8 protein-coding genes are annotated in these 13,263 nt (G+C 60.8%); 5 read left to right on the top strand and 3 right to left on the bottom strand.

Annotated elements, in window-relative coordinates; all coding sequences use genetic code 11:
• Positions 1-181: 181 nt before the first annotated feature.
• Positions 182-892: a DUF4272 domain-containing protein gene (locus tag AC1D1Z_RS14860; protein ID WP_018245901.1), complete on the top strand. Its 711-nt coding sequence runs from the start codon at positions 182-184 to the stop codon at positions 890-892.
• A 161-nt stretch (positions 893-1,053) separates the two neighbouring features.
• The gene (locus AC1D1Z_RS14855; RefSeq protein ID WP_018245900.1) at positions 1,054-2,097 is read left to right on the top strand and encodes a magnesium and cobalt transport protein CorA; all 1,044 of its coding nucleotides are present in this window, start codon (positions 1,054-1,056) and stop codon (positions 2,095-2,097) included.
• A 21-nt stretch (positions 2,098-2,118) separates the two neighbouring features.
• Here AC1D1Z_RS14855 and AC1D1Z_RS14850 read toward each other — a convergent pair whose 3' ends face one another.
• Genes AC1D1Z_RS14850 through AC1D1Z_RS14840 form a run of 3 tightly spaced genes read right to left on the bottom strand, consistent with a single transcriptional unit; the run spans position 2,119 to position 4,225 of the window.
• Complete coding sequence (locus AC1D1Z_RS14850) at positions 2,119-2,889, bottom strand: phosphotransferase enzyme family protein (RefSeq protein WP_018245899.1); 771 nt, start codon at positions 2,887-2,889, stop codon at positions 2,119-2,121.
• Positions 2,886-3,764: an MBL fold metallo-hydrolase gene (locus tag AC1D1Z_RS14845; protein WP_018245898.1), complete on the bottom strand. Its 879-nt coding sequence runs from the start codon at positions 3,762-3,764 to the stop codon at positions 2,886-2,888. The genes AC1D1Z_RS14850 and AC1D1Z_RS14845 overlap by 4 nt, the downstream gene beginning before the upstream one ends.
• Before the next feature lie 32 nt (positions 3,765-3,796).
• Entirely contained in the window at positions 3,797-4,225 is a 429-nt protein-coding gene (locus AC1D1Z_RS14840; RefSeq protein ID WP_050566360.1) for a hypothetical protein, read from the bottom strand.
• 238 nt (positions 4,226-4,463) lie between these two features.
• On the opposite strand from AC1D1Z_RS14840, the gene AC1D1Z_RS14835 reads away from it, so the two are divergent.
• The 3 genes from AC1D1Z_RS14835 to glgB are packed head-to-tail and all read left to right on the top strand — an operon-like array spanning position 4,464 to position 13,177.
• The gene (locus AC1D1Z_RS14835; RefSeq protein ID WP_018245896.1) at positions 4,464-7,688 is read left to right on the top strand and encodes an alpha-1,4-glucan--maltose-1-phosphate maltosyltransferase; all 3,225 of its coding nucleotides are present in this window, start codon (positions 4,464-4,466) and stop codon (positions 7,686-7,688) included.
• The gene (gene treS / locus AC1D1Z_RS14830; RefSeq protein WP_018517831.1) at positions 7,689-10,970 is read left to right on the top strand and encodes a maltose alpha-D-glucosyltransferase; all 3,282 of its coding nucleotides are present in this window, start codon (positions 7,689-7,691) and stop codon (positions 10,968-10,970) included.
• Positions 10,967-13,177, top strand: coding sequence for a 1,4-alpha-glucan branching protein GlgB (glgB, locus tag AC1D1Z_RS14825; RefSeq protein WP_018245894.1), 2,211 nt, complete (start codon positions 10,967-10,969; stop codon positions 13,175-13,177). Before treS ends, glgB begins: the two co-directional genes overlap by 4 nt.
• The last annotated feature ends 86 nt before the right edge of the window (positions 13,178-13,263 follow it).

Here is a 13,263-nt window from a genome sequence, read left to right as displayed (position 1 = left end):
ATCCGGTTTCATATCGGATTGGCCAAGGACTTTTTTATCCAAAAAAATTTAACGATTTGTTCCATATGTAAAAACGCCGTTTACCAGTTTTCCGGAAAACTGCTGCCGCCTTCGCGCTCCGGCTCCCGCTAAAGCAGCAAAATGCCTATCGATGCTGCGGCACGGATGACAGGAGCCAGAGATGATGAAGCGCATATATTCCGCCCTTCTTGCATTGATTCTTCCGGTGCAGGCAGCCGTTTCGCAACCCGCTGACGAGGCGGGGGCACGCAAAGCCCGGTCTATCGCCCAGCTTCAGTCGGAAGGCGTGCCGACCATCGATCATCTGCCGACCATCGAGCCCGAGAGCGAGAGCACTCGCCGAAATACAAAGGCTGTCGTTCAGCGCACGATTGCGCTTGCGATCGTTGCCGTGAAAGGCGAGACCGGCGACCACGAAATGGGTCAGGCTCTCATCCGGCAGTTCGACGCCGCAAGTTTTTTCACCCCGAAAGAACGGGTCTTCATGGACGATCCCGATCCCTCGGATCAGGACCGGACCAACTTCGCCTGGCGCTACGAGGGCGTGCACGTCATGTTATGGGCGCTCGGGATCACTTCCGATCTTGAACGCCCCGACCATATTTGCGACGTGCCATTCATTGCCAACACACTTCGCGAACTGGGAACCGACGGCCTGATGCGTCGTGCCAAGCTGCGTCCGCAGAAAGAACTGCTCGACGCTACCGATCTCATTTACCGCTACGATTGGGCCGCAGTGAACGCGCGGCTGAAGGGAGAGGAGCCACCTGCCGGATTGGACAAGGGCGTGGTTTACGAACGGCATTATGCCCTCAACTGGCTGACCGGCTATATGGATCAGGATTGGGACGATATTTCCACGGACACATGACGCCGCCCGGCGCCCGGCCACGATGAAGGCGCCTGGTCAGACCCCGCACCGACGCGGATGATGCATGTTTTACGAAATAGCATTATGATCGGTTGAGCGCCTGACTGGCGGAGGGGCTGGCCGCGGATTTGTGATCCGCGCGAAATGGAGGACGGCAGGATTTGGAACGGCTAAAGGATCTGGACAGTATTTCCGCGCAATCAGGTGGCGGTTCCACATCGCCTCCGTATGAACGGCCCGGCGTCGTGGCTGCTGCCGTTTACCAGCATGGGCAACGCATTCGCGACATCAGGATAGAAGAGGCCGGCGAATGGCGAAGCAGGGAGAATGCCATCGTCTGGATCGGCCTGCACGAGCCGGATGAAGTGCTGCTGCACCAGGTCCAGGCCGAGTTCAATCTCCATCCGCTGGCGATCGAGGATGCAGCGCAGCCCCACCAGCGCCCGAAGCTGGAGATTTATGGGGACGCGATGTTCATCGTCGCCCGGACCGCCCACATGAAGGATGACGAAATCATCTTCGGCGAAACGCATTTGTTCGTCGGTCGCGGTTATGTCGTCTCCGTTCGCCACGGGGACTCGTCCTCGTATCTCGCGGTGCGGCAGCGATGCGAGGCCACGCCGACAGCGCTTGCCCACGGCGAGAATTATATTCTCTATTCCATCCTCGATTTCATCGTCGACAATTATATGCCGGTGATCGAGGTCGTGCAGGAGGAGGTCGAGAAGCTCGAGGATCTGGTGCTGCGCGAACAGCTGGCAAAGTCTGACATCGAGCGCCTTTACCTGTTGCGGCGCAAGCTGCTGCGGCTCCGCAATGCCGTGGTGCCGCTGGTAGACGTCTGTCGGCGATACGAGCACATCGATCTTCCCGGCATGGATCCGACGCTCCAGTCGCTGTTTCGCGATGTGACGGATCACGTGCGCCGGGTTCAGGAAGATATCGATGCGCTACGCGAGGTTCTCGCCTTTGCCTTCGAGGCCAGCGTGATGATTGGCCAGACGGAGCAGACGGCGATCGCCCGCCAACTCGCCGCATGGGCGGCGATCCTGGCCGTTCCCACCGCGATCGCCGGTATCTACGGGATGAATTTCAGCGATATGCCCGAACTGAAATTCCAATATGGCTATTTCGTCGTGCTTGGTGTTATCGCCTTCTTGTGCCTGTTTCTCTTCAGTTTCTTCCGTCGGAGGAAGTGGCTCTAGATATGAAGCCTGGCGAAGGCGTCAGCACAGAGCTTCGAGCAGTCGATCCCGATGGCTTCTGATATAGTCGATATCGCTTAGATAGAGCCGGGCATCTCCTGTGGCGACGTCCTCCGCGAATGTCGCCTCTCCAGCCGAGGCGTTCGCCAGCATGAAATCGACCAGCGCCTGAAGCCGCCTGCAGATCATCTCGGGGAGCTGGAGCCGTTCGTCCACCGTCGCCCCATATGCCTCACAGAAGAGTTCCGCTCGCCGCAGCTGTTCGTCGAGGTTGAATGCCACATGTGGGTTGGCGGGATCGGATAGGGGCGCCCAGCGATAAACCGAGTAGGCCAAATCCCAAAGGCGCGACGCGGGATGGGCGGCGTCGAAATCGATGATGCCGACAGCCGCCTGACCTGCCGTGGCGACATTGTAGGGCGCATAATCTCCGTGGCATACGATCTCGCGCGGCTCCTGTGGCGGCAACATCCATGTCTGGACCTCGCGATCCGATTCCAGAAATCCTTGAGATGCCGAATGAAAGTCGCGCAGAAGCTTCGCTGCGGAAAGCAGCATGGGCTCCGATCCGACAAATTGGTCGCTCAAATCTTCGCAGACGCGCCCGGCGACATAACTGATGACCTCCTGGTTCCCCGTTATTTCAATGGGATCCGGCGCTCCCGAAAAGCCTCTGCTCCTCAGATGGCGCAAAAACCGGTGCACCGTCGGCGTCCACGCGCCGGAAGGCCTGATCACGGTATCGCCACCACGCCAGATCTGCCCGGTTCGACCGCCCTCCAACAGTTTCATTTTCCGGTCTCTTCGATATGGGCCTGAACCGTCGCGCCAAGGTTTGTCTCATGGCAGTTCCGGTAGAACGCCACCACCTCGGAAGGCATTCCGTCGGGGATGGGGACGAAGTCTTCAAGCCGCAGGCCGATTGAGCTGCCGAGTTGTGGATCCGCCAGCTGGCTCTCGCTCAAACTGCCGATACGATCGGCTAGGGCTTGGAAATAGGCGAGGTTCGCATCCACCGTCGAAGGGGAGTACGTCCGGCCGTGCGCAGGGATAATCAGCCTTGCATCCAGGTCACGTATTCGCTCGAGCGAGGAACGGATAAGGCGGAGATCATCAGTACTTTTGCTCCAGACTTCGGGAACGGGATACTCCACCGCGTCGACGGCCAGGCAGATGCGAAGTTCGGGAATCCATACGGCGATATGGTCGGGCGTGTGACCCGGCGTATGAATGAGTTCCAGCGTCAGATCACCGCCATTGAGGGTCATCGAGGCGGAGAACGTAATGTCGGGACCGATGAGGTCGACGTTCCGAAACCTCGAATCCTGGCTTGCCTTGTCCCTCAGGACCTCGCGTGCGGAAGGGTCGCGTAAACGGTCGAGCGCTGCGGCATGCGCGATAATCGGAGCGCGCCCCGCAACGGCGGCATTCCCCCAGAAATGATCCCAATCCATGTGCGAATTGATGACGATCATCGGGCGTTCCTTCGTCTGTTCCTCGAGCAGGTCCAGCGCCGCCAGGCATAATTCGGGCGTTCCGAGCGTATCGATCAGCACATTGAACCTCTCGGTCTGGACAAACACGCTATCAACCTCATCCCCCGCCCTGACGATCACGATTCGATCATCGAGTTCGGGATATGAACACAATTCCACCGATGGATTCACGTCTGGTCGCCTTTATTGCAAATCGCAGAGATTCATTCGGATACATCAAGTCCCGTTCGGGCGCCTGCTCTTTCCGAACGGTGCGGGGCGGCGGGGCTTCCCGTCAGATTTGGCTTGCGCTCTACCGGAACATGGACATCCCAACGTCTCATCACGCTGTTCGGCACCGCGACCGTGCATATCACCATCACGCTCAGTTTCGAGCGGCCAAGGCTCTTCGGCGTCCACTGTGTTTCGAGCGGCACCGCACAGCGGGGAACCAGAATCTTCAGGTTGGGCTCCAGCACGTCCCATTGCTGATGCCCCTTGGCGTTCTCGTGCGAAATGAAGCGCCTGGCCTCCTCGCGGATTTCGAACAGGCCATGGGTGTTCTCAGTGGAACGATCGGTGTCGATGCTCCAGGAGGCCAGGCACAGCGCGCAAGCCGACAGGGCGGCGCTAAAGCATATCGATCGAAGCAATGGTGCGCCGTCAGCAGCCAAATGGGTCACCCTCCCAGGAAGTGAAAGACTACCGAAATGCGGCAGTCCTTCAAGGTCTCTCTTCTGACGCAAGCGCCTTTGATGCTCGAAATTAACGCGTCCTATCGGTCCCGCGCCAATGCGGCCGGTGATGTCCAGCGCATCGCGAATTGGCAGTTTCGGTGGAACAACGGCCGCCAACAGAAGTTTGCCTGTAAAGCAACTCGAGCGGCGGCCGATGTTATTCTCTCCAAAACAGGGTGTGTTGAGCACCCCACCCCGGATTTATTATGTCAATCCACTCCTTCTTCAGGGTATCGATGCGTGGCGCGAGGTTTTCGACCATGCAGCGGATACGGGTTTCGACCGTGTGCTGACGGCGCCTCTTTTCGACCGGGGCGGGGAGCGCAGCGTCTTTGCCTCCCGGGACCTAGGCCGCCTCGATCCTCAACTGTCGCTCGGAAGCGCAGTCGAGGAGGGGGTGGGACGCCTGGCGGAGGCCGCCCGCAAGAGCGGCGTCGCCTTGATGATGGACTTGATGCTCGACGGTAAGGCCCGGGATCCCAAGGCGGGCTTTCACCCTGTCGATCCGAGGCGCTCGCCATTGGACCCGGCGGAACCGATGACTGCGATGGGGGCGGAGTCTCTATCCCGGCTGTTGGAAGAATGGACCGAACGGCTGCGAGGACTGACTGGTCTCGGCCTCTCCGGCTACAGGGCGCTCGGGATCGATCGCATTGCGCCGGCGGTTTTCAAATCACTGATTTCGGCGGTGCGCGAGAAGGCGGACGCGCAATTCCTCGCCTGGACGCCCGGCACTGACTTTGGAGCCAGGGCCGCGGTCAAGGATACAGGCTTCGACGGATGTTTTTCATCGATGGCTTGGTGGGATTTCGATGAGAGATGGTTCATCGAAGAACACCGCGTCCAGAAGGAGCTTGGCTGGCAGGTCGCTTTTCCGGAGCCGCCCTTCGCCAGGCGGATCGCCCACGGAACCGAAAGTCGCGAAATCCTCGAACGGCGCGCTATAAGGGCGCTCCGGCTGGCTGCTTCACTCGGCGGCGGCCTGATGGTTCCGATGGGCTTCGAATATGGCGCAGTCACGCCGCTCGATCCGACCCATGGGAATGGAGCGGGCTTGCGGAGGATGCGCCATGACCTTGCCTTCGATATCTCCTCCGAAATTCGCCTTGCGAACACCGAGGTCGGCAAGAAACCCCATGCGCCGACCTCGTCGCTCCGGCTCATCCGCAACGCCAACGGACCGGTCTCAGCGCTGCTGCAGGCTGAGGCGGAAGACCTTCGTAGCACTGAGAATGTGCGGTTCATCCTGCTCAACAGGGACCTTCGGAAAAGTGCGCCCGCTCCGGTGACCGCACTGCGCGAAGCGGCCTCCGGTTTTCTTCCCGCCGCAGCCGACGGCACAGCTCTGCGGCTGCGGGCAGGGGAGACCCTGGTGGTCGAAGGCAAGGCGCCGGCGCCGATCACATCCCGGCCGATCCTCGACGTCGCACAGGCGATAGCATCACCGCGGCTCGCCATCGAAAACATCATGCCGCGGGTCGATGAAGGGCGCTTTCCCGTCAAGCGGGTGGTCGGCGACATCGTCACCGTCGAGGCGGATATATTCGCCGACGGCCATGACCCGATCGCCGCGGTCCTGCTCTGGCGGCCGCTCGATGCGGCGGACTGGAATGAGACGGAGATGCAATTGGTCGAAAACGACCGCTGGCGCGCCGAATTCCTGCTGGAGCGCATTGGACGTTATGAATTTGCCGTCGAGGCATGGAAGAACCCGTTTGCGATTTTCCGCTACGAACTGACGAAGAAGAACGATGCCAGGCTGGATCTGAAGCTCGAACTGCAGGAGGGGTTGAACCTCGTCCGCTCGGCCGAGATGCATGCCGGCCCAACGCTCAATGCCGAATTGAAGGCCCTCGGCGACAATCTCGAAAGCGCCTCCGATGCCGAGCGCACGGCGATCCTGCTCGATGCCGAAACATCCGAATTGATGAACAAGGCGGATTGGCGGCCGTTTCGGCTTCGCTCGACGGCAAGCGCCGTCGATGCCGAGCGCAAGGAGGCTGCCTTTGCCAGCTGGTACCAGATCTTCCCGCGCTCGCAGAGCGGCGATCCGGACCGACACGGCACCTTCGACGACGTCATCCCGCGACTGCCCGCCATCCGCGACATGGGTTTCGACGTGCTCTATTTCCCGCCGATTCATCCGATCGGTTCGACCAACCGGAAAGGCCGCAACAACAGCCTGAAAGCCGGGCCGGGCGACCCCGGAAGCCCCTATGCCATCGGCTCCGAGGATGGCGGCCATGACGCCATCCATCCCGAGCTCGGCGAGTTCGAGGATTTCCGCCGGTTGGTCGAGGCGGCAGGGCGGCATGGCCTGGAGATCGCTCTCGACCTTGCGATCCAGGCGTCGCCGGATCACCCCTGGTTGAAGGAGCATCCCGGCTGGTTCGACTGGCGTCCCGACGGCACGATCAAATATGCCGAAAACCCGCCGAAGAAATACGAGGACATCGTCAACGTCGATTTCTACACGAAAGATGCCCTGCCTTCGCTTTGGGTGGAGCTCAGGGATGTCGTGCAGCTTTGGGTGGACCAGGGCGTCAAGCTGTTTCGCGTCGACAATCCGCACACGAAGCCCTTTCCGTTCTGGGAATGGCTGATCGGCGATATCAGGGCCCGTCATCCCGATGTCGTCTTCCTCTCGGAAGCCTTCACCAAGCCGAAGGTCATGTACCGGCTGGCAAAGATCGGCTTCTCCCAGTCCTATACCTACTTCACCTGGCGCAATGCCAAATGGGAACTCGAGCAATATATGCGGGAGCTGACCGAGACCGCGCCGAAGGAATTCTTCCGCCCGCATTTCTTCGTCAACACCCATGATATCAATCCGGATTTCCTGCAGAACGCACCGCGCCCGGCCTTCCTGATCCGCGCAGCACTTGCCGCCACTCTTTCGGGATTGTGGGGCGTCTATAATGGTTTCGAACTTTGCGAGGGGCGACCCGATGCCAAGCGCAAGGAATATGCCGACAGCGAAAAGTACGAAATCCGGGCCTGGGACTATGACCGGCCGGGCAATATCATTGCCGAAATCAGGACGCTCAACCGCATCCGGACCGAAAACACCGCGCTGCATTCGCATCTCGGGCTGACGCTGCTGAATGCGCGAAATGACAATATCTTGTTCTTCGAGAAGGCAAGCCGCGCCCGCGACAACGTCCTGCTGATCGCCATCAGCCTCGACCCCCATAATTTCCAGCAAAGCGACGTCGAGCTGCCGCTCTGGCACTGGTCGCTCGGAGACGACGGCACGCTGGATGCGGAAGATCTGATCGGCGGCCATCGTTTCAAGTGGACCGGCAAATGGCAGAGCATCGGGCTCAATCCTGAGATCCTGCCCTATGCGATCTGGCGCATTCGCTCAAGGGAGGCATGAATGGACACGATGAATGCAGATAGCGCGCCGCAGCCGCTCTGGTACAAGGATGCGATCATCTACCAGCTGCACATCAAGTCGTTCTACGATGGCAATGGCGACGGGGTCGGCGACTTCGCCGGCCTGCACCAGAAGCTCGATCATATCGCAGCGCTCGGCGTCAATGCCATCTGGCTCCTGCCTTTCTTTCCCTCTCCGCGCCGCGACGACGGCTACGACATCGCCGACTATGGCAATGTCAGCCCCGATTACGGGACGATGGAGGATTTCCGAGCCTTCGTCGACGCCGCCCACCAGCGCAATATTCGCGTCATCATCGAACTCGTCATCAACCACACCTCCGACCAGCATCCCTGGTTCCAGCGCGCGCGCCAGGCGCCGGCGGGATCGCCGGAGCGCGACTTTTACGTCTGGTCGGATACCGATCAGAAATTTCCGGAAACACGCATCATTTTCATCGATACAGAAAAATCCAACTGGACATGGGACGCGGTGGCCGGCGCCTATTACTGGCACCGCTTCTATTCCCATCAACCCGACCTGAATTTCGACAGCCCTCTTGTCATGGAGGAGTTGCTGAGGGTTATGCGCTTCTGGCTGGAAACCGGCATCGACGGGTTTCGTCTCGATGCGATCCCCTACCTCGTCGAGCGCGAGGGGACGATCAACGAAAACCTGCCGGAAACCCACGGGATCCTCAAACGCATACGCGCCGCGCTCGATGCCACTCATCCCGGCGTGATGCTGCTTGCCGAGGCCAATCAATGGCCGGAGGACACGCGCGAATATTTCGGAGAGGGCGACGAATGCCACATGGCCTTCCACTTCCCGCTAATGCCGCGCATGTATATGGCGATCGCCAAGGAGGATCGGTTTCCGATCACCGACATCCTGCGCCAGACGCCGGAGATTCCAGACAACTGCCAATGGGCGATCTTCCTTCGCAACCACGACGAGCTGACGCTCGAAATGGTGACCGACGCCGAGCGGGATTATCTCTGGGAGACCTATGCATCCGACAAACGTGCCCGCATCAATCTCGGCATCAGACGGCGCCTGGCGCCATTAATGGAGCGCGACCGCCGGCGGATCGAGCTGATGAACGCGCTTCTTCTCTCGATGCCGGGAACGCCGGTGATCTATTACGGTGACGAGATTGGCATGGGCGACAATATCTATCTCGGCGACCGGGATGGAGTGAGGACGCCGATGCAATGGTCTCCGGACCGCAATGGCGGTTTCTCCAGGGCAGATCCGGCGCGTCTCGTCCTGCCGCCCGTCGCCGACCCGCTCTACGGTTTCGAGGCCGTCAACGTCGAGGCGCAGAGTACGGACGCGCATTCGCTGCTCAACTGGACGCGCAGAATGTTGGCGTTGCGCGGCAGGCATCCGGCCTTCGGGCGTGGCACGCTGCGGTTCCTTTCACCGGAAAATCGCAAGATCCTTGCCTATCTCAGGGAGTATGAAGGCGAGGTTCTGCTCTGTGTTGCAAGTCTCTCGCGGCTGCCCCAGGCCGTCGAACTCGACTTGTCGAGCTTCGAGGGGCGCGTGCCCATTGAACTGACCGGGATGTCGCCGTTTCCGCCGATCGGCCAGTTGACCTATCTGCTGACCTTACCGCCCTACGGTTTCTTCTGGTTCCAGCTGACGGCTGATGCCGACCCGCCGGCGTGGCGCACCGCACCGCCGGAACAGCTTCCCGATCTGTTGACGATGGTCATCCGGCGTAGCCTGCTCGACCTCGTGGATGAACCGGGTCATGCGCGCATTCTGAGCGGCGAAATCCTGCCCGCCTATCTCTCTAAGCGGCGATGGTTCGGGGCAAAGGACCAGGCGGTTCAGGCCGCTCGACTGATCTCCGCGACACCAATCCCATTCGCCGACGGCGTCGTCCTCGGCGAATTGGAGGTCGAGCTGCCGAACCACAGCGAATCCTACCAACTGCCGCTCACGGTCGCCTGGGACGATGCGCATCCTTCCGCGCTTGCCCAGCAGCTTGCGCTTGGGAGGATTCGCCAAGGTAGACGCGTCGGTTTCCTCACAGACGGATTTGCCGTGGAGGCAATGGCGCGCGGCATTCTGCACGGACTTCGCGACCGCTCGCGCACCACCGGCCGGACCGGCACGCTCGAATTCATTGGGACAGAACGGCTCGACAGTCTCGATATTTCAGACGAGCTGCCGGTGCATTGGCTATCGGCTGAACAGTCCAACAGCTCGCTGCTCGTCGGCGATGTAGCGATGATCAAACTGATCAGACACATCTTCCCGGGCATCCATCCGGAAGTCGAGATGACGCGCTATCTCACCCGCGCCGGCTATGACCACACGGCGCCCCTGCTCGGAGAGGTCGCGCATACCGATTCCAGCGGACGCCGTTCCACCTTGATCATCGTCCAGGGCGCGATCCGCAATCAGGGCGACGCCTGGAACTGGATGCTGAACAATCTACGCCGCGGGGCCGACGAACTCGTGCTGAACGATCCGGCGGTCCAACCAGACGATGACGTCTTCCGGTCGCTGATCAGTTTCGTCGCGATGGTGGGTCTCAGGCTCGGCGAATTGCATGTCGTACTCGCTGCGAAGACCGGGGACGAGGCCTTCAGCCCGGTGGTATCAGGCGACAGCGAGGTCGAGGCGATGAGGAAGGCCGTTGCCGGGGAGCTCGCCTATGCCATGTCGAAGCTCGAGGAACGCGACGAGAATGCCGACCCTGCAATCGACCTGCTCGCAAGGCCGCTTCTCGAGCGTCGTTCCGAACTCGCAGAGCTCGCCGCGACGCTGGCGGAGAGCGCCCGCCATACGCTGATGACACGCACGCATGGCGACTTCCATCTTGGCCAGATCCTTGTCAGCGAGGGTGATGCCGTCATCATCGACTTCGAGGGCGAGCCTGCGAAAAACCTGGCCGAGCGCCGCGCCAAGACGAACCCGCTGCGCGATGTCGCCGGGCTTTTGAGATCGCTGAGCTACCTCGTGGCCACCGCCCAGCTCGATAACGACGCGGTCATCGAACACGACAACGAGGTCCGCCGCGAGGCGATCGCCCGCTTCGGGCGCCATGCCGAGGAGGCCTTTCTCGATGCCTATTCGCAGGCGGTTTCCGTATCGAAGGAGCTTGACATGCCACCCCACCAAAGACGCCGGGTTCTCGATGCCTTTCTACTCGAAAAGGCCGCCTACGAGATCGCCTATGAAGCCCGCAACAGACCGAAATGGCTTCCGATCCCGCTATTCGGCCTTACCGAAATCGTAGCGCGTCTGACGGGAGTCAAGGCATGAATGTTGAGCGCTCGGAACTTCTGGCGGGCATCGGACAGGATGCGCTATGGGCCCTGATCGAGGGGCGCCATGGCGATCCCTTTTCGATCCTCGGTCCCCACCAAAGCGGCGGCATGACGATCATGCGGGTGTATCTGCCCGGAGCGGAAGCGGTCGATCTCATCGATGCGACGAGCGGCCGGGTGGTGGCGCCGTTCAGCATCGCCCACCCGTCCGGCCTGTTTGCGGCGGTGGCGGCCTCGAGGACGGGATACCGGCTGCGGATCACATGGCCGGATGCAGTTCAGATCACTGAGGACCCCTACAGTTTCGGTCTGCTGCTCGGAGAGCTCGACCTCCATCTGATATCGGAGGGCACCCACTACAGTCTGAGCCGGACGCTCGGCGCAGTTGATATGTCGATCGACGGGATATCGGGCGTTCGTTTCGCCGTGTGGGCCCCGAATGCGCGCCGCGTCTCGGTTGTCGGCGACTTCAACGCCTGGGACGGGCGGCGCAATCCGATGCGGCTGAGACCGTCGGCGGGCGTCTGGGAGCTGTTCGTTCCGCGCCTCGCCCCCGGTGAAAGATATAAGTTCGAGATCATCGATGCTGAGGGGACATGCTTGCCGCAGAAGGCCGATCCGGTCGCGAGGGCGAGCGAGGCGGCTCCGTCCACCGCCTCCATCGTCGCATCGTCGACGCCGTTTCGATGGACCGATGACGGCTGGATGAAGGGCCGGTCCCGCCAAGACAGGCTGGAGGGCGCATTCTCGGTCTATGAGGTGCACGCCGGCTCCTGGCTTCGAGATCTAAAGGACGGCAACAGGTCGCTCGACTGGGTTGAACTCAGTCAGCGGCTGGTTCCCTATGTCAGCGACATGGGCTTTACCCATATCGAGCTGCTGCCGATCATGGAGCATCCGTTCGGTGGGTCCTGGGGTTATCAGCCGCTCGGGCTATTCGCGCCCACCGGCCGATATGGGACGCCTGAAGATTTCGCCTATTTCATCGACCGGTGCCATGGCGCCGGGCTCGGCGTCATCCTCGATTGGGTTCCTGCTCATTTTCCTACAGACGTCTGGGGGCTTGCCCGCTTCGACGGCAGCGCGCTCTACGAGCACGAAGATCCGCGCGAAGGCTTTCACCGCGACTGGAACACGCTGATCTACAATCTCGGCCGCAACGAGGTGAAAGGGTTCCTGATCGCCAGCGCGCTGGAATGGCTCGAGCGCTACCATATCGACGGTTTGCGGGTCGACGCCGTTGCCTCGATGCTTTACCGCGACTACAGCCGCAACGAGGGCGAATGGATCCCCAACCAATATGGCGGCCGCGAGAATCTGGAAGCGGTCGAATTCTTCAAGCACCTGAACAGCATCATTCACGAGCGCTGCCCGCACGCGATGACGATCGCCGAGGAATCAACTGCCTGGCCCGGCGTGACGAAGCCGCCGGAGCAGGGAGGGCTGGGGTTCGACATCAAATGGAACATGGGCTGGATGCATGACAGCCTGAGCTACATCGAGAAGGATCCGATTTACCGGAGCTACGCCCATGGCACGATGACCTTCGGCATGATCTATGCCTATTCCGAACACTTCATTCTGCCGATTTCACATGACGAGGTCGTCTACGGAAAGGGCTCGCTGCTGACGAAGATGCCGGGCGACGAATGGCAGAGATTCGCCAATCTGCGCAGCTATCTCGCCTTCATGTGGGGTCATCCCGGCAAGAAGCTCTTGTTCATGGGGAGCGAAGTCGCACAGCCGGGCGAGTGGAATCATGATGGTTCGGTGACCTGGGATGTGCTGGACCGGCCCCAGCATGTGGGGATTCAGCGGCTGGTGAAGGATCTGAACGGCCTCTACGCGGACGAGCCGGCATTGCAATTCGGCGACTTTCATCCCGAGGGCTTCGAATGGGCGGCAGCCGACGACGCCGTCAATTCCGTGCTCGGGATGCTCCGTTATGCACCCGATCGTGCTTCGTCGATCCTGGTCATGTCGAATTTCACGCCGGTGCCGCGTTACGGCTACAGGGTCGGCGTGCCCAGCGACGGTGTGTGGATCGAGCGGATGACGACGGATGCGCGGGAATATGGCGGCTCGGGCCTTGTCAATGGCGCGGTGTCGACCGAACCGGTGCCCGCCCACGGCAGGCCCGTCTCTCTGTCGCTGACGCTGCCGCCGCTGTCCACGATCTTTCTGCAGGGGCCGTCGCCTTGACAGTGGTCACGTCGATGACGGTTCCACCGTCATCTGAGACGACCGTAGATAGTCAACTCGGTGACAGTTTCACCGTCACCTGAGAT

The organism is Rhizobium sp. P1_E1 (assembly GCF_056406015.1).
Note: the sequence above shows the minus strand (reverse complement) of the source record. Positions and strands in the feature narration are given on the sequence as shown.

Excerpts from the sequence above, each read along its gene's own strand:
- AC1D1Z_RS14850 (WP_018245899.1), bottom strand. The coding sequence starts at position 2,889 with ATGAAACTGTTGGAGGGCGGTCGAACCGGGCAGATCTGGCGTGGTGGC.
- glgB (WP_018245894.1), top strand. The coding sequence starts at position 10,967 with ATGAATGTTGAGCGCTCGGAACTTCTGGCGGGCATCGGACAGGATGCG.
- treS (WP_018517831.1), top strand. The coding sequence starts at position 7,689 with ATGGACACGATGAATGCAGATAGCGCGCCGCAGCCGCTCTGGTACAAG.
- AC1D1Z_RS14860 (WP_018245901.1), top strand. The coding sequence starts at position 182 with ATGATGAAGCGCATATATTCCGCCCTTCTTGCATTGATTCTTCCGGTG.
- AC1D1Z_RS14835 (WP_018245896.1), top strand. The coding sequence starts at position 4,464 with ATGTTATTCTCTCCAAAACAGGGTGTGTTGAGCACCCCACCCCGGATT.